Origin of the sequence: Acinetobacter larvae, assembly GCF_001704115.1 — a bacterium.
Lineage (GTDB): Bacteria > Pseudomonadota > Gammaproteobacteria > Pseudomonadales > Moraxellaceae > Acinetobacter > Acinetobacter larvae.
In genome coordinates this window covers 3,608,727-3,632,429 of sequence record NZ_CP016895.1, presented here as the reverse complement: position 1 = coordinate 3,632,429, position 23,703 = coordinate 3,608,727, and the positions used below count along the sequence as shown (strand labels likewise).

Genomic DNA, 23,703 nt, shown 5'->3' with positions numbered 1-23,703 from the left:
AGCATAAAATTGCAGTTGCGGCACAGAGCTATAAACCGGTTTATAGTACGCTGGCAATGGCTTGTGCCACGGTATCGAGGTTACGGTCATTTAAACCAGCAATACAGATTCGACCACTGCCTACCAAGTAAATTGCATGTTGTTCACGTAAGGTATCGACTTGTGCTGGGCTTAAGCCGGTATAACTAAACATACCGTGTTGTTTGGTCAAATAGCTAAAATCATGCTTGGGACATGCCTGACTCAGTTTTTGGTAGAGACGGTGACGCATCTGGTCTATGCGATCACGCATGCTTTTGACTTCATCTCGCCATTGTTGAGCCAAGTTTGCATCGTGCAAGATGTGGTTGACCAATGCCGCTCCAGTGGTCGGTGGACTAGAGTAGATACGACGTACAGTGGCTTTGAGCTGCCCTAGTGTTGCAGCTGCCGCAGTCGCATCATCACAGACTATACTTAAACCACCAACACGCTCGCCATATAAAGAAAAGATTTTAGAAAAAGAGTTGCTGACAATAAAGTTGAGACCCGCACGATCCATCGCACGAATGGCATAGGCATCTTGGTCTAAGTCTGCTGCAAAACCTTGATAGGCGATATCCAAAAAGGCAATTAATTGGCGTTGTTGGAGTACAGTAATGACTTGATCCCACTGTTCCGGACTGAGATCGGCACCCGTTGGGTTATGGCAACAAGGGTGTAACAAGACGATGGACTGTGCAGGCAATTGAGCCAAGCATTGCAACATCGCAGCAAAGTCGACGCTACCACTTTGTGCATCGAAATAAGGATAGAAATGGGTGTTAAAACCGGCCCCTTGGAAAATTGCCACATGGTTTTCCCATGTCGGTTGGCTGACCCAAACCTCAGCTTCTGGAAAATATTGCTTGAGAAAGTCGGCAGCTACTTTTAATGCACCTGAACCACCTAGGGTTTGAATGGTCGCAATACGTTGTGCTGCGAGTGCTGGGCTGTCTTGAGCAAAGAGTAACTGCTGAATGGCTTGACGATAAGGTTGTAAACCTTCCATCGGCAAATAAAGCTTACATTGGTTTTGTTCTGCTTGTAAGGCTTGCTGGGCATTAATGACGCATTGTAATTGCGGCACGATACTGTCTTCATTGTAGTACAAACCAATGCTGAGATTGACTTTTTCAGGGCGGGGATCGGCTTTGAATTGTTCCATCAAGGATAGAATTGGATCACCCGCATAAGGGGGAATATGTTGAAACATCATGGTTCCTCTAAACGTGTTAAAGCAAATGTCGCGATTACAACAGCGCATAGCACGTGCGCAAGCTGTATTAAGCAACAATCTCAGCTAAGTTACCTTTTTGTTCTAACCAATGCTTACGATCGGCAGAGCGTTTTTTGGCGAGTAGTTTATCTAGTAAACCATAAGTTAGATGGATATCATCCAAATCCAATTGCACTAAACGTCGTGTATTAGGGTCCATGGTGGTTTCACGTAATTGTCCGGCATTCATTTCACCCAGCCCTTTAAAGCGTGTGATTTGTGGGTTTTTGCTCTTGCAGCGTTTTAGAATACTTTCCAATTCTTCATCATCAAGCGCATAGTGCACGTCTTTGTTGTCATCGATGCGAAATAGCGGCGGCATTGCAACAAATAGATGCCCTTCTTCGACCAAAGTGGGGAAATGTTTGACAAATAATGCGCACAATAAGGTCGCAATATGTAGACCATCTGAATCGGCATCTGCCAAGATACAAATTTTGCCATAACGCAGTTCGGAAAGATCTTCACTACCAGGGTCCACCCCAATGGCAATGGCGATATCATGTACTTCTTGTGAGGCAAGCACTTCATCGGAAGCGACTTCCCAAGTATTTAGAATTTTACCGCGGATCGGCATAATGGCTTGGAAGTTTTTATCACGTGCTTGTTTGGCTGAACCACCCGCAGAGTCACCTTCTACAATAAACAGTTCTGAGTCTTCACGGGTTAAACCCACACAGTCCGCCAATTTGCCGGGTAAAGCGGGTCCAGAGACAATCTTTTTACGCTCAACTTTTTTTGCTGCCTTGAGACGGCGTCCAGCTTTGGCAATCGCCATCTCAGCCAATTGCATGGCAACATCGGCATTTTGGTTCAACCATAAAGCAAAAGCATCTTTGGCCATGTTTAGCATGAGGTTTGAGGCTTCACGGCTAGAAAGTCGCTCTTTGGTTTGACCTGAGAATTGCGGTTCTTGAAACTTTAAGGACAAGATAAAGTTGACGCCATCCCAGACATCTTCCGCAGACAGTTTGAGATTACGCGGTAATAGATTACGCAAATCACAAAATTCACGAACTGCATCCGTTACCCCAGCCCGTAAACCATTGACGTGTGTTCCACCTTGTGCGGTCGGGATGAGGTTGACATAACTTTCATGGATTTGCTCACCAGACTCAAGATTCCAACAAATAGCAAATTGTGCGCTGGCACGCTCAGCCTCACCACTGCTGACAAAGGCGGGTTGCGGTAAGATTTCACGACCAGCCAGTTCATCCATCAGATAGTCGACAAGACCGTTTTCAAATTGCCATGTGATTTGTTCGTTATTAATTTCATCGACATAATTGATTTGCAATCCTGCGGCGAGGACGGCTTTTGCTTTTAGATTGTGTTTTAGTGCTTTGAGTGCAAACTTAGGCGAATCAAAGTATTTGCTTTCAGGCCAAAACTGCACACGCGTCCCTGTCGCACGTTTGGCTACTTTGCCATTGAGGACATTGAGTGGTCCTGTGGCTTCACCTTGCTCAAACTGCATTTGGTAAAGATTGCCTTGGCGTTTGACTTCTACCTCAACTCGTGTAGATAAGGCATTGACGACAGAAATACCCACTCCATGCAAACCACCAGAAAACTGATAGTTATCGGTACTAAATTTACCTCCAGCATGTAGCTTGGTCATAATGATTTCGATACCACATTGACCATATTCGGGGTGAATGTCGACAGGCATACCACGACCATTGTCTTCTACAGACAACGAACCATCTTGGTGAACTGTGACGTGAATCGTATTGGCATAGCCTGCTAGTGCTTCGTCGACTGCATTATCAATCACTTCTTGTGCCAAGTGGTTGGGACGAGAAGTGTCGGTATACATGCCAGGACGACGACGTACAGGATCTAAACCGGAAAGTACTTCAAGCGACTGAGCCGTATATTGAGACACGTTATAACTGTTCCTTTTATTGTACAGAGTAAGATAAAAACTCAAGCAGCATGGGAATTTTATCTGAGAAATTCGACATGCTGTGGTCTCCCCCTAACTCACTGATGATTAAGCTGTTGTGGGGAACTTGACTATAATACCGCTCTGCTTCGCGATAATCCAAGACTTCATCACCTCGCTGTATCAGTAATAACACTTTGGCATCAGTTGCTAAGCGATTGATCGCGAGTAGTTTGAGGTCTTGTAGTTGGGTTGCATCGAGCTGCCATTGTGGGCTGATATAAAGTGGTAAATCAGCTAAATTGTAGCGCTGTGCAAAGACCTGCCATGGTCGCACAACTGGATTGATTAGAACAACAGGAAGGTGAAATTTTGCGACGAAATACGTCGCGTAGAAGCCCCCCAGACTGCTGCCAATCAGGGCTACAGGCTGTTGCTGGGCTTGTAAGGTCATCAAGATATCGGCAAGTTTGGCGATGACTTGGCGTGGTGGTGCATTTAAATCAGGGCAATGAAACGTAAACTGACGATGCTTGGCACAGTAGGCTTTGAGTTGTTGTGCTTTGATGGATTGTGTGCCACTGCGAAAGCCATGTAAATACAAAATATGCATAGGGTGCCTATAGCCATCACGCGCTGGGCGGGAAACCGAGTGTTGGCGCTATTGTTTTAGTTTTGTTCGCATCCCATGCTGCGAGATTGCGAATGTTCAGTAGTTTATCGCGTATTTTAGGACGGCGATATACGTGAAACCATTATAACATCACACAATTTATTCAAATTGTTAAACAATATATTGGATTTCAGCGGCAACAAGCAGTATGTTAATAACAGGCAAAAAACCGACTATAAATCATAAAGCTTTTTTTAATGCAATGATTTAAAACAAGAAACAGATGTGATGCTATTGAGATATTAAGGATGTAATCTACAGATGCCGAGTTTAACACCACTGCATGAAAGCTATTGTACTTTGCGCAACACCCCCCTGAGTCAGGCAGATCTATTAGAAGGCATTGCCCAACTGGTCAGTACGCCAGTGAGCAGTGTTATGCGAGATGTGATTGAAATGCTACAGCGCGATGTGTTGCTCAAGGTACTTGGTGTGAGTCGTAGCAAGACCCGAAAATTCCAAAAAATGCAGAAAGTACAACGTTTCCACCGCGCAGGTTATGTGAACTTGCAACGTTATGGGCGTTATTGGGTTGCGCCCAGTTTGCGTCGCCTCATCAATCTATTCCCCGATTTGCAACACAAACCGATTAGCCCAATTGCGCAAGTGCTGCTCGGAGCACTCAATGGCTTATTGGGGGATTATTTACATGCCAAACAAAATCCGCTGGCTGTGCCGATGGTGCTCTATGATCATTATGGTATGGTGCAGCAGGGCGATCTGGCAGGTCGTGTGGTGATTTTTGTGCATGGTCTGTGCATGACCCATTTAGATTGGAACCATTCCACAGGTGGCATTGCCGAAAAGTTGCTGGCTCAGCGTGATAATAACCATATGCTTTATCTGAGCTATAACACTGGACGCCGTATTTCTGCCAATGGTCGCAGCTTTGCATATTTACTCAATGAATTGGTTGAACAAAACCCTGATATTCGCAGTATTGATCTGATCGGACACAGTATGGGGGGGCTGGTTTGTCGCAGTGCATTATTTTATGGCAAGCAAAATCTACAGCAATGGATACATCGAGTCGAAAATCTCGTGTGTTTGGGATCACCGCATCATGGTGCCGCCTTAGAACGTTTTGGCTATGCTTTACAAGAAAAAATAGGTCATTTGCCTATTATTAAGCTATTGAGTTACATCGTAAATATTCGTAGTAATGGCATCTTAGATTTACGTTATGGCAGTGTGCGGGATGATGACTGGGAATATAACCAAGCCCGTATTGGTCTGATCGATGACAATCGTAAGCCAGCACCTTTGCCTAGTCATATCAATACTTACTTGGTGGCAGGCACTTTAGAGTTTGAAAGTAAAAATAACCGACCGCTACAGATTATAGGCGATGGTTTAGTGAGTGTAAAAAGTGCTTTGGGTGAACATCCCAATCCACGTTTTCGTTTGAAATTGCCTGAATCCAATAAGGCGATTTTTTATGGTTTGAATCATTTTGAATTGCAGCATCATCCACAAATTGCAGAACAAATTTGTACATGGTTTTATCCGTCTGAAGATCAAAAAGATCCTGCAGCTTTGCATTGTATCCATCAATATGTTGCACCTGTGACAGGCAAAAACAACTATACTGAAAGCGCCGTATCTTAGCTCAAAGTCATTAGCTCAAAGTCATTAGCTCAAAGTCATGAGCTTAAAGTCTTAGCCCAAGTAAAAACCGTATAGCTACGCACTATACGGTTTTTACTTGGTATGGTTGTTACTTGGTATTATGTCGTACTTGCAGAGCACAAGGATCAAAACGCTGTATAAAGCGTTTTAACGCGGATAAGACCGTAGCGCTTGCCAAATACCAATCAGTGTAAGGATTGCAAAGAAGACACTTGACCAGACTGGTAAGGCTAGCCCTAAGAACTGCCAGTCAATGGCAGCACATTCTCCTGAACCAGAGAGTACTTCTTGGAATACGACTTGTAATGGGAGTGCGCTGACAAGATAGTCAAGTCCAGGTCCACAGCTTGGTACTTGGTCTGGTGGTAAGCTTTGTATCCAGATATGACGTCCTGCGATCGCCAAAGACCATAAGATTGAAATACTAGCAAGTGCAGCGTACACACGCTTGGCAACATTGCTGTTGGGGTTGTGCAAGAACGCCAATAATGAGAAAAAGCCTAGCCCAATCAGACCAATGCGTTGGAAGATACACAAAGGGCACGGATCTAAGCCTTTTACGTGCTCTAAATATAGGGCAAAGGCCATACCGATGACACTTGCTAAAAATAAAATACCGCTAACAAATCGATAATTACGCCATTGCATGCGAGAGCCTCTTAGATTTTATCTAAATTTTTCAAGATATTGTTCAAAAGTTATAGAATGATCACTTTCAAGTTGCTGTTGTTGTTGCAAAGAAGTTTCGGTGAGCGCATTAAAATAAGTCTGTATTTCTGGTTTGCATTGCAGACTTTGATAATACTGCACATGTTGTTGCGCCATATAACTACCAAAACTCCATGTGCCACCGTGCTGAATGGTGTCATGAATGACCTGAGCAGAAAGCGTCACATCCACATCACGATTACGTTGCAACATACGTTGTAGAGCAGTGCTATATAAATCAGTTGTATAGGCTTGATCTAAGTATTCTGCATAAGGTTGCATGTGCTCAAGATGCTGTGCAATCCATTGGTCTAAGCCAATGCTTTGTTCTGCAATAAGAATTTTGGCATTGGGGGCACGACCACGATTGACCACTTCTGCTTGGTTACGTTCGATCTGGTTCTGTTCTTCTTCATCTAACATAGGGCTGTCAGTGATTAAGCAATAGCTGGCTAAAATTTCTAAGAAAGCCGCGCTATATTCATCGATTCCGATCGGGCTGTAGGGGTTGACATCAACCGCACGTAATTCCACATAACTGACACCACGATGTGCAAGTGCTTGAGAAGGAGTTTCACCGTCTAAAGGCACTTGTTTGGGGCGAATGATACTGTAGTATTCATTTTCAATCTGTAAAACATGGTCATTAATCTGTAACGGTTCTCCATTTTCATCATTTAAGCCAAGTCGACTAAATGGTGCGAAGGGTGTATATACCGCTTTTTGTAATTCACTGACATAGCCTTTGATGTGGTTATAGTGAATACCCAATTGTTTTTGTGCTGAGTTTTGATAGCCAAAATTACCCATACGCAAGGCTGTGGCATAGGGCAGAAATAAGGTTCCTCTGACCAAAGGCAATAAATGGTGCTCACGACCTGTTAAAAAGCATTTGCATACTGAGGGGCTGGCACCGAGTAAGTACATCACCATCGGGCTGAGGCGAATAAAATTGCGAATCAGACCGAAGTAACGATGGCTACGATAGTCTTGTAAGCTGAGTTCTTTCAGGCGTGTATCACTTTCTTGTTGTTGCAGTGCGGCAAATAGATGATCTGGAAATGAGACATTGTAATGTACGCCAGAAATCGTTTGCATGCGACGACCATAACGTAGACCTAAACCACGACGATACAAAGTTTTAAATTGACCGATATTGGAGCGACCATATTGAGCAAGACGAATATTATTTTCATCGTTGTCGAGCATGCAAGGCATGGATAAGGGCCAAAGTTTTTCACCTTCAGGCAGATGTTGAAAGACAAAACGGTGGATATCGGTCAAGTAATCGAGTGTTTTTTCAATGCTGTCGAGAGGTGGTGTAATAAACTCCATCAAGGCTTCAGCATAGTCTGTGGTGATGTGTGGATGGGTCAGTGCTGCACCCAATGCTGCAGGATGATCTTGTTGTGAGAGGTAGCCATTACTTTGCATGCGTAAGCTTTCACGTTCTATTCCCCGTAACATCCCTTGAAAGAATGACCCATCGAGCCAAGTCGGGGTTAAAGCGGTGGAGGTAGATTCTGGCTGACACATAATGATGGCTCTCTGAAGTCTTTTATACGCATAAACATAAGCAATATGCGCTGCTAAGTATACTGTGATTTTTACAATTGCAGCGTATTAAACGATGTATTGTAAATAAGTATAACTTCTATAATGGCAAATATTTAGCACAAAGTTACTGTATATGACATTTGTAATTTGTGCTCTGATACTGATATATATCAGTAAATGTATAAAAGAATAGAGACAAATAGACAGTCTCATGATGTTTACCGATGCATCGGGTGGGCTAGCGGTTGGCATATGATGTATGTGAATGTCTTGGTTTTGGGTTGGAGTGAATCTTTTCATCCAGCCTGATCTGTCGTGTAAAAAGTGGATGACCTGAGCTTTAGCTTTAAAGTCAGTGGGCATCTTTTAGATTTTACCCACCTCGCAGTATACTGCTGTTATTGAGGTCTAGGAGTTTAGGCATGAAAAACATCTGTTTGAGTTTGTTGATCGTACTGGGCGCAGGGCTAACGGGCTGTGCATCTCTTCCAAGCAAGCCTCTTACGTATGACCAGCTTGGTAAATATGAAACCTATCCATTAAATGCCTCGAGTTTTCGTGTCAGTTTTGAAGGACGACGAGACATGAGCTTTGCCACTGCCGAAGAGATTACCTTACTCAAGGCGGCACAAGTAGCGGTACAAAATGGCTATCAATATTTTAAAGTATTAGACACGCCAAGCAATGCTACACCGCGTCCGCCACGCCAAGCAGTGGTCTATCCAGCACCACTGTACGCACCTTATGGTTATTATCGTCATTATCCTTTTTATGACCCATTTTATAATATGCCGCAGGTGGTCACGATTGAACCCACACAAGTTAGCTATAGCATTGAATGTTATAAAGATCAAAAAACTGCACCGAAAGAAGCATTTGATGCACGTTTGATTCTAAAGAGTCTTGGCGCTAAATATGGGTTGAATAGCAGTGGTGAAGTTTTGCAGCCGACTCCCGTTGCAGCCAAATAGCGTAACAATCCATGTTGAGCCATGTTGAGTTTTAGGATCTTGTGATGCCCGATTCGTTTACGACAGACCATTCTCCCTCTCTCAGTTTACAGCGTAGTAAACGTTTTGCCACCATCGCTTTAATGTGCGCAGTGTTGCTTTGGCTATGCTTAATCGTGGTCAGTAAGTTCTGGCCCGAACAAGGCTGGTGGTTGCATATTTTAATGTTGGGCGCAGAAGCAGGCGTGGTGGGTGGATTAGCCGATTGGTATGCCATCACCGTGTTATTTCGCAATCCTTTTGGCAAGATTCCCATTCCCAATTTTTTAAAAGACCATACTGAGATTATTCCGCGTAACAAAGCACGCATTGCCGAATCGATGGGGCGTTTTGTACAGGAAAATTTTTTATCGCCACACATCGTGCAGCAGAGTTTGGCCAAAACAGATCTTACGCTGGCAGTGGGGCAATGGCTGGCAACTCCGAGCAATCATGCACAGGTGGTGGCTGTTATACAGCAGAGTTTGCCCAAACTCTTTGATTTTGTCGGGCAACAACAAATAGCCAATTTTGTGCAAGGCAATAGCGTGCAATGGTTGCGTAGTACCCAAATCAACCATATGGCGAGTGAGATGCTGCGTGCCGTATTGGAAAATGATTTCCATCAAGATGTTTTACAACGCGGTTTAGATGTTATTCAGCAATGGATGCTTACGCATCCAGCGCAAAGTCAAGACTTGGTGCGGCAACTCTTTAAGGAGTTGGGGGTGTGGAAATTAGCCAAAGGGGCAAGTTGGATCGGGATTGATGTACAGCAACGCACTTTGGACTCCGTGCTGGCAAAAATTGAGTTGATGTTGGCAGATCCAGAGCATCCCATGCGTCAGCAGATTGAACAGCTGGGACTCCAGCTTATGCAGGCTTTGGCTGATCAAAACAGTTCGGCAAGTATGGCTTTAAATGACAGCAAAAATGCTTTGCTCGATAGTCAGGCTTTTTTAAACTTTGTCTCGGGCGCTGTGGTGATCTTATGTGATGCAATTAAGCGCGATTTAGAAAAAACAGATTCTGGTATTGCCAAAAACCTCAATATTGCTATTCAACAAGTAGGTGAAAACTTGATGAGCAATCAGGCGGTGCGTGAGCTACTGAATCAGCGTATGAGTGCCTTGGCAGTCAACCTCAGTGATCAATATAGTGAGAAGATTATTCTTTTTATTAGCCAACGCATTCATGAATGGGACTCGACTGAAATGATCGATAAAATTGAAAGTGAAGTCGGTGGTGATCTGCATATGATTCGGGTGAATGGCGTTGTGGTGGGTGCATTTATTGGTTTAAGTTTGGGAGTTATCCGGGCTGTGCTGGATACACTGTTATAAATTTTTGTTTTCATGTCTTGATAACAAATTACACATAAAAGTTATCTGGTCGACAGCAGGAGCGAATATGCAAATTGCACTAGCCAATAAACTGGCAGGACAGGGCACCACAATTTTTAGTCAGATGACAGCCTTGGCACAACGTTTACAAGCACTGAACTTGGCACAAGGTTTTCCTGACTTCGCACCACCAGCCGCATTATTACAACATTTGATTGCTGCGATTCAGGATGGGCAGCACCAATATCCACCGCGTGATGGTATTTTGGCTTTACGTGAGCAATTGGCTGTACAGTTTTTACAACGTGACCAGATTCAGTTAGACCCCGAACAAGAGCTTTGTATTACCGCAGGTGCGACCATTGCCATTTACTGTGCGATTCAGAGTTGTGTACAAGCAGGTGATGAGGTCATTGTTTTTGATCCAAGTTATGACAGTTATGCACCGAGTATTGAACTTGCTGGCGGCAAAGCCGTACATATTGCATTGCAACCCCCGACTTTTGCCGTCGATTGGGATCAAGTAAAAGCAGCCATCAATAACAATACCCGCATGATCATTGTCAATACACCGCACAATCCAACTGGGACGGTATGGGGTGAAGAAGATTGGCAGCAATTGATTGCGTTGATCGCAGCATATAATATCGTGGTGCTATCCGATGAAGTTTATGAGCATATTGTTTTTGATGGACGTAAACATTTATCTGCGCTGCAGTTTCCCGCATTAAGAGCACGTAGTTTTGTGGTGGGATCTTTTGGCAAAAGCTTTCATGTCACAGGGTGGAAAACGGGATACTGTGTGGCCGCACCTGCTTTATTGCAGCAATTCTGTAAGGTATATCAGTTTGCACAGTTTTGCGCGGTACACCCGATGCAAATCGCTTTAGCACAGTTTATGCAACAATATCCTGAACATCTTGCCGCACTCAGTGCTTTCTATCAGCATAAGCGTGATTTATTTTTAACTGCGCTACAAGATTCAGTTTTTATAGCAACGCCGAGCCAAGGCAGTTATTTTCAAAACTTAGATTATCGACAGTTCAAGCCAGAGCTCGATGCGATGCAGATGTGCCAATATTTAGCCACTGAGCATAAACTGGTCGCAATTCCGGTGTCAGCGTTTTATCAGACGCCACCGCCATCTTTAACCTTGATTCGTTTATGTTTTGCCAAGCAAGATGAGACCCTTGTACGAGCGGGTGAAATATTGTCACACTGTCGCTAAGCCTAGCTCTCGACATCATGTTGTTTTCAGTAAAATGGGCGCAAACAATATATTTACGCCCATTATTGCTGTCCATGCCATGGTGCTGCATCACCAGCTGTGTTACAAACCGCGGATATCAAAAGTCAAATAGTCAGACATGACCAGACATTAGAAATCAAAGGTGACGCCCAATTTATAAGTACGTCCCTCGCCAATGGTCGCAAAGCCACTTTGGAATACCCCAGCCCAATATTTTTCGTTGGTGACATTGTCAATATTGGCGCGGAAAGTCGTGCCGACCCCACCGATTTGCGTGGCATATTTAGCACCAATATCAAGCAAGGTATAATCTGGCAATTCTAAGGTGTTGGTATTGTCTAAATACTGTTTATCGACATAAGTGGCGCGCGCATTAACACTGAAGCCATCCAATACTGGTAGATGGTATTCAAGACCGAGCCCTGCTGTAAATTCTGGCTGACCCTCTACCGTTTTACCCGATAAATTGACGCCACGAAGCGCTCCTTTATTATATTCAACATCAATATAAGCCAGATTGCCCCAGATGATTAAGTTATCGATGATGTTGCCTGAGAAACCATATTCAACGCCTTTGGATTTGGTTTTTGCTCCATCGGTCGTGATTTGTTTAATCGCACTGTTATTGGGGTCACGGTAAGTTGTATCGGTTAATGTACTTGGTTTTTCGATTTGATAGAGTGCTAAGGTGTGTAGCCAAGAACCTTGTTGATATTTAGCACCTAATTCATATTGCTTGGTTTGAAAAGGGGCAAAGGTTTGACCATAATTGGCATCGCTGAGCGTATTTACAGTTGCACCCTCACTGAGCCCTTCAACATAGCTGGCATATAAAGATAGGTCATCACCGAATGGTTTTGCCACCACGCCAACACTGGGGGAAATCTTCGCTTTGCTATATTTTATACCAGTTAAAGGATTCTTTAGGTCCATGTCCTGATAGCGCGCACCGAGAATAAACTGCAATTTATCATCCAACATGGTGATTTGGTCCGTGAGGGTATAGCTGATAAACTGATTATTGGCTTGTGGTACCAATTCGGGTGCCTCGGCTGGCATCTGGGTACCATCATTACGTGGGTCATATAAGTTGGTGAAAAACTGTGAGGGGGTTGGACCTTGCTCAATTTGAGCATCTTTTTTAGACTTTAAATAATCAGCACGTACGCCGACTGTATGTCGGAGTGCTCCAGTATCAAATACCCCTTCTAAGCCTAGATTGGCAGTGGTATTGGTATAATTGGAACCGACACGATAGTACTGTGAACTCGCTTTGCCTTGTGCATCTTCTATAATCATACGCGTGCCAAAGATATGACCTTTATATTTTTGCTCAGCAATGCCGAGCCCTGCGATGGCTTTTAAGTTGGGCAAAATTTTATATTCACCCGATACACCAATATGCTGTGCGCTTTGTCGACCATGTAAATTGGGGAAGTAATTGTTTTTCCCATCGGGCGCATCTAATACTTTGCCCAGCTTGCTAAATGACACCATGGCGGGGGAGCCATGATCCCGTTTATCACTGACCGAATAGGCATCTAGATTAATTTTGGCTTGATCCGTGGTCCAGTCTAAACCAATGACTGCAGAGACATTTTCATCTTCCATGCCTTTGACTACATGTTCGCCTTGACCATAGGTTGCACTCACGCGGGCACCGAATTCTTGTGCTTCACCAAAACGCCGTGAGATATCAAAACCAGATTTGTAGTAGCCTTCAGTATCATAATTGGCAGAAACACGACTCAGCTCGCGGTCTGCACGTTTGGTATTGGCAATAATCACACCACCGACCGCACCTGCCGGAGACATTCCTGCAATTAAGGCATTGGGTCCTTTTAACACCGTAACGGAACTGAGAATATCGGTGGTGACACGACCTGTCGGCGCCATGCCATAGGCACCATTGAGATTATAGTTTTCCCAGGTGACATTAAAACCACGCATACTGAAGTTTTCATTGAGGTGACCATTATTGGTGGTGGTGCGAATACTTGGGTCAATTCTTAGCACATCCATGATGGATAAGGCGTGGGCATCTTGGATGGCTTGTTCGCTATAACTACGAATGGTGAAAGGTGTGTCCATCACATCTTTTTCACCTAAAATATTTAATGTGGCTTTTTTCTTAAGCTTGCCTGTGACGTCTGTTTCTTGTGAATCTGCTTTAACGACGATGGTTGGTAATTCTATGAGTTCTTCTGCAAATGCAAAGCTTGGCAGTGCGATAAGAGATAAAAATAAAATATTTTTTTTCAAGGTGAGTTCCCCTGCACGATCAGCGATATAAAGCCTAAATACTAACCTATTTTTTTGAGAATGATTACCATTGTTTTTTACTTTCATCGGCATCTTTCATTGCCAGCATGCTGTTTATTTTTTATTGGTCTTTTTGTGATGTACTGGGTCATGTTATGAAGCAGCAAAGCCATTTGCTTTGCAGCGACGGATAGGCATACATTTCATGCTATGCTCAACAACAATATTTTAAATTTTATATTTTGATTACAATCTCAAATAAAGTCTTAACAGTTGTTTAACTTTCAATAAGATATGTGTATGGGCTCTAATTTACGGTTGAGTTGAATGAAGAGTTTTTGAAAAAATGTTCAATAAGCTGGGGGATAAAAAGCTGATCTTTGCACTTTCCCAGTATAATACGCTGCCCATCATATGCTGATATCGACATATTGGCATTGGGGTGTTATTCAATCGGTTGTTGCTGATAACGCAGAATAGGTCGCGTTGCTGTTCAAACAATCATAATGCAGTGATGCATTGAATATTTTGTTCTGGATTTAAACTGCATGCCACCACGTGATCAAACCATACAACAAACACATTTTTATAAGACTTTTCTGATTTTTGTCTTACCGCTGATTGCGACAAATATCCTGCAAAATATGTCAGGAACGCTGAATGCCGTCTTTGTCGGGCAGATGTTAGGCGTCGACGCTGTAGCTGCCATCTCAGTATTTTTTCCCATTCTATTTTGTATTATTGCCTTTGTTATTGGTCTATCCGCAGGGGCAACGATTTTAGTTGGACAGGCGTGGGGCGCCAAGCAGATTGAAAAAGTCAGTGCTGTGGTGGGCGCTTGTCTCTTTCTGACGCTGATCGGTGGATTATTTATTGCCATATTTGGGGTGATATTTAGCGAAAACTTACTTCGTTTACTGGGCGTGAGTGAGCAAGTGATGCACCTATCATTGCCCTATGTGCGATGTATGCTGGCTGCGAGCCCAATCTTATTTGTCTATATGATTTTTACTGCGGTACTGCGTGGAGTGGGAGACAGTACCACACCATTATTTGCCCTAAGCTTAACCTGTTTAATTGGTGTCGTGGTGACACCAACCTTAATTCGTGGTTATGGGATTTTCCCTGCGTTGGGGATTATTGCACCGGCGATTGCTTCGATTATTGGCTATGTTGCTGTATTGGTTTTTTTAGGGTTTTATCTCAAATATAAAAAACATGCACTACAAATGAATCGTGCTTTATTAAAACAGATTCGTTATCAACCAGAATGGTCAGCATTGATTTTAAAGCTGGGTATTCCCACTGGTGTACAGATGGTGACGAATTCTATTGCTGGCTTGGTGATTATTGGCTTGGTGAATCGTTATGGTGTGCATGCCACTGCAGCATATGGTGCAGTGAATCAAGTGTTAAATTATATTCAATTCCCGGCGATCTCCATTGCCATTGCCGCCTCTATTTTTGCCGCACAAGCCATTGGTGCGGGCAAACAAGATTTATTGCGTAAGGTGACGCGAACTGCGTTGAGCGTCAATCTACTGATGACAGGTGGTTTGATTATATTGGCCTATATCGGTGCTGAGGCACTCATGGCTTTATTTATTACCGATCCTGCCGTGGTCGATGTTGGGCGTCAATTATTATTTATTGTGCTGTGGTCCTATTTGTTTTTTGGTGTAGCCGCAATTTTCGCCTCGATTATGCGTGCCAGTGGCACGGTCAATATGCCTATGCTGATTAATCTTGTTGCGATTGCGTTGATTGAAGTACCTTGCGCCTATTGGTTTAGTAGTATTTGGGGGCTAAAAGGCATTTGGTATGCTTATGCACTGGCTTTTGTCTGCCTGAGTATGATGCAAGGCATATATTATCAGTGGGTATGGAAAAAGAAATCGATTCAAGCATTGATCTAATATGATCAATGCGATGGCATGCACGCATCGTTACTGCAAAGATTAATCGTTACGGCAAATATTAAAATTAAGCCCATAAATATTCATAAACATTTAATCCGATAAACATTGATTTAACCCCATGAACATTCATTTAATCCCATAAACATTAAAATCCGCAAGCAAACCAGCAAGCACGCTGCTCAAAAAAACATGACACAAAACTGAAGATCTTAATTTTGAATTTAAACTCACTGGCGCAGCGATAGAGCAAAGTCGATAGAGCAAAGTAGTAACTTTAAATTCAAATGTCCCATTGGCTTATTTTTAAATTTAAAAGCAATGAATTTAAAAATACCAAGCAGTCGATTCAGTTTTTGAATTCAAAGCATCTGTTTCTCGCGCAAAGCCCTTTTAAATTCAAAAATGCTTGTGCGAGCTTGCGCGCTTTTGAATTTAAAATCGTTCGCAGTGATTTGCTTGAATCTGGGCTCAGGGGGTGGCTGATTGTATTTGAATTTAAAAAAGTTCGATTTATTTTTAAATTCAAAGGCGGTTATCGGATGGCGCATATTTGAATTTAAACTTTAGGGATCTTAGAGCTAAATTCATCCCAAAAATAAGATGAAAGTAGTTTTGAATTCAAATATAGCAAAGCATATTGGTGGTGGATAATTTAAATTTAAAAGCTTCTGTGGATAACTATTTTCTTTTATTTTGAATTTAAAATATTTTGGTTTTGAGGTTTTGAATTTAAATTCAAAACGGCTGTTATGTGGTGTCATGCTGCGTTGTGGATAACTTTTTATATTGTGCTGTCGAGAGCACTGAAAAATTTTGCGTATATTTTTTGCTGATTTTACCGGATACTGCTCAACAAGAATTTGAAAAATTACGGTTAAGTATCGTATGAACGGCAAAGTCAGAAATACCCGTCGCTACAATTTCATGTCGGCAGCCTCTGCTTTATTGCTTTGGGGAAGTTGGTCTTTTTATATCAATGTACAGCAGGCTGATTATCGTGTTGCATTGACCTCAGCGTTGGCACAAGGGTTGAGTAGTTTTGTGATTACTTTGGGCATAACTATTTTGATCGAAAAACAGTTTAACTTTTATCAAGCACCTTTAAGTCGTTTAATTTTACCGCCACTCTGTACGGTATTTTTTACGGGGGCTTGTTTGATCACGATACATTTACTTGTTGCAACGCCGAGTATTTTAAAAACCGTGGCACCTCCTTTAACGGTGGCATTATTTTTTGCTTTTTTTACCAATTTCAAATTATATAAACAAGTTCAGAGTAACCAATAGGTATAGCATGCAGAATGATTCTCAGCAGGATATAGATGCTGCAAAAAATCTCCACCAACAAAATGCATCCGCAACGCATCAGGATGCGCTGGAAAACCGCCGCCCCTTAAAAGTTAGGCAACATCGTTTGGTTAATGCTATTGCACGCTGGTTATCCCATAAATCCGTCACGCCCAATCAAATTTCTATCTTGAGTATTTTCTTTGCTGCTTTCTCTGCATTATGTTTACTGTTAGTGCCAGCGTTTCATGGTATCAATCAAGTCGTACTGTATGTCTTTGCTGCGATTTTTATTCAAGGTCGTTTATTGTGCAATTTGTTTGATGGCTTGGTTGCGATTGAAGGCAATAAATCAACTGCATCAGGTGAGTTATTTAATGACATTCCAGATCGCATTTCCGATCCCTTGATTATTGTTGCTGCGGGTTATTCATTAACAGCGGTGGGTTTTGGTGATAGCTTAGGCTGGTGTGCAGCATTATTGGCGGTATTTACTGCCTATGTCCGAACCTTAGCGGTTTCAATGGGAGCACCAGCCAATTTTAGTGGGCCTATGGCGAAACAACATCGCATGGCTTTATTAACCTTAGTATGTATGATTGCGGCACTAGAACAGTATTTTTGGCAGCATGATTATAGTATGTTGCTGGCTTTACTTTTGCTCAATGTCGGCTGTGTGATCACAATCTGGCGTAGAATAGTTGCTGCTTATTGTTATTTAGAAGTTAAATAACACGATGATCGACCCAAGATTCAGCTATGCTGTCAATGTTGGTTGGTATATTTAAAAAAAGGGCTGAAAATATTATGCAACGTTTATCTTATTTATTTGCTGCTGCGGTGCTCGGAATTACACAGGCACATGCGGACTTAGTAATTAACGGACAAAACACAGCAATAACGACAGCAAATCCAGTTGCAAGTTCTGTCAAAAATAACAGTAATTATACACCGAGTCGTTCTTTTCCAAGTTGCTTAGCCAGTTTACGTAGCCAAGCGATTGCTGCGGGTGTATCTGCAGCCAATTATGATCTTTATACCCAAAATTTACAGCCAGATTATTCCGTCATTGAAAAGCTGAATTATCAACCCGAATTTTCTACGCCAATTTGGGATTATCTTTCCGGTCTGGTAGATGATGAGCGTGTGCAAAAAGGGCAGGCGATGTTACAACAACACCGTGAGGTCTTGAACCGTGTTGCTGCTCGATACGGCGTTCCTGCCGAAACGGTTGTTGCCGTCTGGGGAGTAGAAAGTAATTTTGGTGACATTTCTGGAAAATATCCATTATTACAAGCGCTGGGTACGTTGAGCTGTGAAGGGCGTCGGCAAAGTTATTTCCGTGGTGAGTTTTTTGCCACCATGCGTATTTTGCAACGTGGTGATTTGCGTATGGATCAACTCTATGGCTCTTGGGCTGGTGCCTTTGGTCATACCCAATTTATGCCATCGACCTATGAGCGTTTAGCGGTTGACTTTGATGGAGATGGTCGTCGTGATTTGGTGTCAAGTACTGCAGATGCCTTGGCTTCAACGGCGAACTTTTTAAGCAAAGCCGGTTGGCAAACGGGTATGCCGTGGGGATTTGAAGTGAAGATTCCAGCTGGAATGTCCACAGCTGGCGAGGGTCGTCGTCAGAAAAAGCCTTTGAGTTATTGGGTCAATCAAGGTGTTAAGCGTGTAGATGGCAGCCCATTGATGCAAGGGTCACTCAGCAGCAGTACATCGGCTGGCTTAATGGCACCGAGTGGTGCACAAGGACCGGTATTTTTGGTCTTTAAAAACTTTGATGCCATTTATGGTTATAACGCGGCAGAAAGTTATGCCTTGGCCATTGCACATTTATCGGATCGTTTACAAGGCAAAGGAGCTTTTGTGACCGCATGGCCGACAGATGATGCAGGAACGTCACGTGCAGAACGTCGTGAAATTCAACAGTTTTTGCTCAACAAAGGCTATGACATCGGTGCGGTAGATGGTTTGATTGGTGATAAATCACGACAGGCTATTCGTCAGGAGCAACAATCACTCGGTTTAAAACCGACGGGTCGTGCCGGACAGCAAATTTTGAAAGCTTTCCGTGAACAAACAGCCAAGGAAATGATGCAATAACGATTATGCCAGCGCTTGCTTGACTTAAGTTTTATCAGTCAATTTTGCAATAAAAATCCCGTCAGGATGCGATGCTATGACGGGATTTTTTTTGATGGTATCGTGGTCATTTAGCATAGATATGACTAGACACGAGCACCAATAGATAGGGCATATTGATTTGAATTTTATTCGATCTCGCCATGATCGAGTTTGGCTGCCTCAAGTAGGTCAAGCACAACAGTGGTGACATCCATGGTATGGTCACGGTTGTTAAAGATTTCATAAGCAGTAATGGTGATATCGGTATCACTCGGCAATTGCTTTTGCTCTTCTTCAATCAGTTGCTGAATCGGCAATAAAGTTTGCTTGATTTCAAGATGTAGAATATCGCTGAATTCAATATTTTCATCTTCAAGCTCAATCATTTGCTCATTAAAATAGGGCAATAAAATTGCATAGAGGCTGGGTTGTAAGTCGGTAATATCAAATAGTTCGATATCACGACTTTGCTCGATGGTGCTGATGTGGTCATTGACCTCTAGAATGATATGATAATAACTCACCTTCTACTCCTTAAATCAGATGACCTGCAATGTTTATGATGTTACATCAAAACAACAAGCAAGGCGATACAATCCGATGCTGTGCTACACATAATTTTTATAAATAATCAGATGTTAAGGTGATTTTGCCCGCATGCTGCCATGTGATGATTCAGGCACAAAAGCGGGCATGCTGTACTTTTGCGGCAGTACAGTTAGGCATTGCCGCAAACTTTAAACGCTAAAATTGTCCAGAACACTTTACTGAAAACACAGCTTGATCTGACCTTGGCTTAGTCAAGCCTCAGCACGAGAGCGTATTTAGACTGCATCATGCATCATAATGTTGTTGTAATGCCTGTAGTAATTTTTGGTGTAGTCCAGCAAAGCTACCGTTGGACATAATCACCACAGCATCGCCAGCTTGCGCATTTTGTACGATTTTATCGATGATGGTCTCGATATCATTGCAGACCTCAGCTTGATTACGGGCTGCAGCGACGACAGGTTGTAAATCCCAGTCTAAGCCAGCGGGTTGATACCAGATGACGTGATCGGCAAGTGCGGCTGAAGCCGCTAAATGTTCTTTATGCCCACCCATGCGCATGGTGTTGGAGCGTGGTTCAATGATGGCCCACAGTTTACGCTGTTGTAAGCGTTGACGGGCACCCTCTAAAGTGGTGGCAATGGCCGTAGGGTGGTGAGCAAAATCATCATACACTTCAATACCCGCCACCGTAGCAAGCAGCTCCATGCGGCGTTTTACCCCACCAAAGTTTGACAATGCCTGACAAGCATCCGCAACACTGACACCGACATGCTGTGCTGCAGCAATAGTCGCCAGAGCATTGGCAACACTGTGTTGACCGGTCATGTGCCATTGCACCACGCCTTGTAATTGACCGTGATGATAAACCTCAAAGTGTGAACCATCGGCGCTCAGTAACTGCGCATATAGAGCAAGGTCTGGTCGCGAGCCATCAAGTTGTGAAAAGGGTTGTGCCGGATGGTCAGGGTTTGTGGTGCTTTGGATTGCTGTACGCACCACAGGTGTCCAGCAACCTTGCGCCAAGACTTCATCGATATTTGTTTCGCTTAAGGGCGCAATGATTAAACCTTGGCTTGGAATTGTACGTACTAAATGGTGGAATTGTTTTTGGATGGCTGCCAAGTCATCAAAGATATCGGCATGGTCAAATTCTAGATTATTTAAAATCGCTGTGCGTGGTTGGTAATGTACAAATTTAGAGCGCTTGTCAAAAAATGCCGAGTCATATTCATCAGCTTCGACCACAAAATATTGACCATCGCCTAAACGTGCACTGTGGCTGAAACCTAATGGAACACCACCGATCAAGAAGCCAGGGGCTAAACCTGCTTGATCTAAAACCCAAGCCAGCATGGTGCTGGTGGTGGTTTTACCATGAGTACCTGCGACCGCCAAGACGTGTTTGCCTTGTAAAACATGATTGGCGAGAAACTGCGGACCTGAGGTATAGGGAATCGCTGCATCGAGCATATATTCAACCGCATCAATGCCACGCTTCATGGCATTCCCGACAATCACTAAATCAGGATGAGGCTGGAGATGTGCACGGTCATAACCTTGCATAAGGGTAATGCCTGCGTTTTCGAGTTGTGTTGACATCGGTGGATAAACATTCTGGTCTGAGCCAGTTACCGTGTGCCCCAGATCACGTGCCAATAATGCCAAAGACCCCATAAAGGTGCCACAAATTCCCAAAATATGCAGATGCATGTGTGTTTACTCCACTACGTTTTAGACACATCAGTTTATTGTTTGATGGTGTTGTCGTAATACATTTCATTTGCATGCAACGATAACAAGGCAAAGCCCGAAAAGATAGTAATAGTTGTGTCGATTTGGTGATTCTGTCGGCAGGCTTTGATGCTGGCTGGGTGATGGCGAAGGTTGGATTGGGAAAATAGCCAGCATCAAACATGCCGCGCCATCAGGTTATTCTCGCTTATAGATGAAAAGTTGCATCGGAAAATCGCAGCATATAAAAACGCTCTTAACTTCCTGTTAAGAGCGTTTTTATATTCCACATCACAAATAATCGTGCGCTTCCTGCTGTATTTTTTTGCAAGTATCTTGTTTTATTATTGGTATTTATTGAGTTGTTTATACTTATTATGCAAACATTTTAATCAAAGCCTTACACCCGCTGCAGCAGATTATTTCATCATACCGTGTAAGTCATTGCCGACACTGTTTGTAGCCCATGAGGCGATGGCATCATATGTTGATGGGTGGATTCACGTGGAACCTAAGTCGTGTACTTGGGGGATTTTTTTGGGTATTTAGATGATTAAGCCTGACAATACTGAAGCTTATCTTCATGGAAAATATCGGTAATAACCTGTATGGAGGGTATCGGTTTGCTAATATCAAGCAATTGATGATGCGATATTGATGATCAGATAAGGAGTCAGGATGTCCGCAGCAACTGCATCGACCGAGCGTATAGCCTATGGTTCACCAGCCTTTCATGCTATTTTGCTGTCCTTATTCCTTGCTGGATTTGCAATTTTTTCCAGCTTATATTGCGTACAGCCGATGATGCCATTTTTGGCAGAATATTTTCATATTTCAGCAACCCAAAGTAGTTTCCCGCTGTCTAGCTCTACGATTGCTCTGGCCTTGGGTTTGATTTTTGCAGGGCAAATCTCTGATCGCTATGGGCGTAAATCCATCATGGTCGCTGCGCTATTTATTGTTGCTAGCCTATTGTTATTGAGTGCTTTATTTCCAATATGGTCTTTTTTCCTAGCGCTACGCGTGGGGGTTGGTTTGGCGGTTAGTGGTGTTGCAGCAGTTGCCATGACCTATATCGGCGAAGAAATTGCCGAAAAAGACGTGGCATTGGCAATGGGCTTATATATCTCTGGTACCGCCATTGGGGGGATGGGTGGGCGACTGATTGCTGGTGTGCTGCTGGACTTTAGTACATGGCAAGTTGCGACACTCAGCATCGCTGTGTTGAACTTAGTCATAGCGCTGGTGTTTTGTTTATTATTGCCAGCGTCCAAGCATTTCAAAGCATATCCTTTGAGTTGGTCACGTTTGATTCATTCTTTTTGTAAAAATGTGCAAGACCGAAAGTTACGCCTTTTGTTCCTACAAGGTTTTATTTTGATGGGCTGCTTTGTCAGCATTTTTAACTATATGAGTTACCATCTGCTGCAAGCGCCTTTTCAGTTATCACAGACATGGATTGGTCTGATTTCGATTGCTTATCTGTCTGGCATTTATAGCTCACCACGCGCCGCTGCATGGAGTCGTCGTTTTGGTCGTGATGGGGTATTGCCTGCGATGTTGCTGAGCATGTTATTGGGCTTATGGATTATGCTGATTCCATCGATCACTTTTACGTTGATTGGCTTACTTATTTTTACCTTTTCCTTTTTTGCGGCGCATTCTACCGCCAGTAGTTGGGTTGCTGTGCAATCCTTACAATACCGCGCCATGGGCTCAGCCTTATATTTATTTTGCTATTATTTAGGTTCAAGTCTGCTGGGCAGCGCCAGTGGTTTGGTCTGGGAATACCTTGGTTGGAAGGGTATCGTCATGGTGATGAGTGGGGTATTGCTCTGCGGACTATATGCAGCATTGACGTTAAAGAAACTGAATCAGCCAGAAACCACATAGCAAGAGAAAGCATTGTGCCACTTAAGAACATCACGGCGCAATGAATAGAGCTGCAATGAAATAGCAATCAATGAAATAAGAGATGAAATAGATGCTCAGTCGGCGAGTATCCCGTTTGCTATGTACAGATCTTTAATGTCCACGACAGATATTGGCATCATGCACATGATCATGGGCATCAATCGTTTGGGGAATATGTTCGCTTTCTAAAGCGCGTAAAATGCCGCAATCTTCAACACCATCAAAACCTTGGCATTGTTGTTGTAAGCGCTGTAACTCTTGCTCCAGAGCCTGTAGTTCATGTAAACGATGTTGTACATGGGCAAGGTGCATGGCGATCACATCATTGATAGCATGGCAACCATCGATATTTTTCTTGGCATCGAGTAGGGTGCGGATTTCATCATGCGTCATGCCCAAAGAACGGCAACGACGGATAAAACGTAAACGTTCCAAATGAACGTGTTGATAATCGCGATAGTTATTTTCTATATTGCGCAGCGCTTTGGGTAATAAACCTGCTTTTTCGTAGAAGCGAATAGTTTCTACACTACAACCGACCTGTTGTGCCATTTCACCAATTTTCATAATTT

At 43.2% G+C, this 23,703-nt stretch carries 18 protein-coding genes; 9 read left to right on the top strand and 9 right to left on the bottom strand.

All coding sequences use genetic code 11. The features are described 5' to 3' along the window. Positions 1–40 precede the first annotated feature (40 nt). The 3 genes from BFG52_RS16080 to BFG52_RS16070 form a co-directional block, all read right to left on the bottom strand. Positions 41–1,234 (bottom strand): amino acid aminotransferase, encoded by a 1,194-nt coding sequence (locus BFG52_RS16080; RefSeq protein ID WP_067558638.1) that lies wholly within the window; start codon positions 1,232–1,234, stop codon positions 41–43. Positions 1,235–1,304: 70 nt separating this feature from the next. After that, positions 1,305–3,185 carry a DNA topoisomerase IV subunit B gene (parE, locus tag BFG52_RS16075; RefSeq protein WP_067558635.1) on the bottom strand — a complete coding sequence of 627 codons (1,881 nt, stop codon included), beginning with the start codon at positions 3,183–3,185 and terminating at the stop codon, positions 1,305–1,307. 16 nt (positions 3,186–3,201) lie between these two features. Continuing rightward, positions 3,202–3,798 carry a YqiA/YcfP family alpha/beta fold hydrolase gene (locus BFG52_RS16070; protein ID WP_067558631.1) on the bottom strand — a complete coding sequence of 199 codons (597 nt, stop codon included), beginning with the start codon at positions 3,796–3,798 and terminating at the stop codon, positions 3,202–3,204. 321 nt (positions 3,799–4,119) lie between these two features. Here BFG52_RS16070 and BFG52_RS16065 point away from each other — a divergent pair, with 321 nt between their 5' ends. Next, positions 4,120–5,466 carry a PGAP1-like alpha/beta domain-containing protein gene (locus BFG52_RS16065; RefSeq protein WP_067558627.1) on the top strand — a complete coding sequence of 449 codons (1,347 nt, stop codon included), beginning with the start codon at positions 4,120–4,122 and terminating at the stop codon, positions 5,464–5,466. A 168-nt stretch (positions 5,467–5,634) separates the two neighbouring features. Here BFG52_RS16065 and BFG52_RS16060 read toward each other — a convergent pair whose 3' ends face one another. Together BFG52_RS16060 and gshA are read right to left on the bottom strand one after the other, a co-directional pair. After that, complete coding sequence (locus BFG52_RS16060; protein ID WP_067558623.1) at positions 5,635–6,135, bottom strand: disulfide bond formation protein B; 501 nt, start codon at positions 6,133–6,135, stop codon at positions 5,635–5,637. Positions 6,136–6,153: 18 nt separating this feature from the next. Beyond that, positions 6,154–7,731, bottom strand: a complete 1,578-nt coding sequence (gshA, locus tag BFG52_RS16055; protein ID WP_067558617.1) for a glutamate--cysteine ligase — start codon at positions 7,729–7,731, stop codon at positions 6,154–6,156. Positions 7,732–8,174: 443 nt separating this feature from the next. Here gshA and BFG52_RS16050 point away from each other — a divergent pair, with 443 nt between their 5' ends. From BFG52_RS16050 to BFG52_RS16040, 3 genes are all read left to right on the top strand, one after another. After that, positions 8,175–8,723, top strand: coding sequence for a CC0125/CC1285 family lipoprotein (locus BFG52_RS16050; RefSeq protein ID WP_067558613.1), 549 nt, complete (start codon positions 8,175–8,177; stop codon positions 8,721–8,723). Between the two features lie 44 nt (positions 8,724–8,767). After that, positions 8,768–10,084 carry a DUF445 domain-containing protein gene (locus BFG52_RS16045; protein WP_067558609.1) on the top strand — a complete coding sequence of 439 codons (1,317 nt, stop codon included), beginning with the start codon at positions 8,768–8,770 and terminating at the stop codon, positions 10,082–10,084. A gap of 67 nt (positions 10,085–10,151) precedes the next feature. Beyond that, positions 10,152–11,312: a methionine aminotransferase gene (locus BFG52_RS16040; RefSeq protein WP_067558606.1), complete on the top strand. Its 1,161-nt coding sequence runs from the start codon at positions 10,152–10,154 to the stop codon at positions 11,310–11,312. Between the two features lie 150 nt (positions 11,313–11,462). Here the strand turns inward: BFG52_RS16040 and BFG52_RS16035 are convergent, their stop codons facing one another. Next, positions 11,463–13,595, bottom strand: coding sequence for a TonB-dependent receptor (locus BFG52_RS16035; protein ID WP_067559678.1), 2,133 nt, complete (start codon positions 13,593–13,595; stop codon positions 11,463–11,465). A gap of 548 nt (positions 13,596–14,143) precedes the next feature. Here BFG52_RS16035 and BFG52_RS16030 point away from each other — a divergent pair. From BFG52_RS16030 to BFG52_RS16010, 4 genes are all read left to right on the top strand, one after another. Beyond that, the gene (locus BFG52_RS16030; protein WP_067558603.1) at positions 14,144–15,511 is read left to right on the top strand and encodes an MATE family efflux transporter; all 1,368 of its coding nucleotides are present in this window, start codon (positions 14,144–14,146) and stop codon (positions 15,509–15,511) included. Positions 15,512–16,399: 888 nt separating this feature from the next. Next, positions 16,400–16,801 carry a hypothetical protein gene (locus BFG52_RS16020; RefSeq protein ID WP_067558597.1) on the top strand — a complete coding sequence of 134 codons (402 nt, stop codon included), beginning with the start codon at positions 16,400–16,402 and terminating at the stop codon, positions 16,799–16,801. A 7-nt stretch (positions 16,802–16,808) separates the two neighbouring features. After that, on the top strand, positions 16,809–17,534 hold the full coding sequence (locus BFG52_RS16015; protein ID WP_081408725.1) for a CDP-alcohol phosphatidyltransferase family protein: 726 nt from the start codon (positions 16,809–16,811) through the stop codon (positions 17,532–17,534). A gap of 74 nt (positions 17,535–17,608) precedes the next feature. After that, positions 17,609–18,913: a lytic murein transglycosylase gene (locus BFG52_RS16010; RefSeq protein WP_067559672.1), complete on the top strand. Its 1,305-nt coding sequence runs from the start codon at positions 17,609–17,611 to the stop codon at positions 18,911–18,913. A 167-nt stretch (positions 18,914–19,080) separates the two neighbouring features. On the opposite strand, the gene BFG52_RS16005 is transcribed toward BFG52_RS16010, so the two are convergent. Both BFG52_RS16005 and mpl read right to left on the bottom strand, forming a co-directional pair. Then, the gene (locus BFG52_RS16005) at positions 19,081–19,458 is read right to left on the bottom strand and encodes a hypothetical protein (protein ID WP_067558591.1); all 378 of its coding nucleotides are present in this window, start codon (positions 19,456–19,458) and stop codon (positions 19,081–19,083) included. Positions 19,459–19,768: 310 nt separating this feature from the next. Further along, on the bottom strand, positions 19,769–21,196 hold the full coding sequence (gene mpl, locus BFG52_RS16000) for a UDP-N-acetylmuramate:L-alanyl-gamma-D-glutamyl-meso-diaminopimelate ligase (RefSeq protein ID WP_067558588.1): 1,428 nt from the start codon (positions 21,194–21,196) through the stop codon (positions 19,769–19,771). Between the two features lie 699 nt (positions 21,197–21,895). Between mpl and BFG52_RS15995 the strand changes: the two genes are divergently transcribed. Then, positions 21,896–23,110, top strand: a complete 1,215-nt coding sequence (locus BFG52_RS15995) for an MFS transporter (RefSeq protein ID WP_067558584.1) — start codon at positions 21,896–21,898, stop codon at positions 23,108–23,110. A 132-nt stretch (positions 23,111–23,242) separates the two neighbouring features. On the opposite strand, the gene BFG52_RS15990 is transcribed toward BFG52_RS15995, so the two are convergent. Then, positions 23,243–23,698 (bottom strand): MerR family transcriptional regulator, encoded by a 456-nt coding sequence (locus BFG52_RS15990; RefSeq protein WP_067558580.1) that lies wholly within the window; start codon positions 23,696–23,698, stop codon positions 23,243–23,245. Positions 23,699–23,703: the final 5 nt, after the last annotated feature.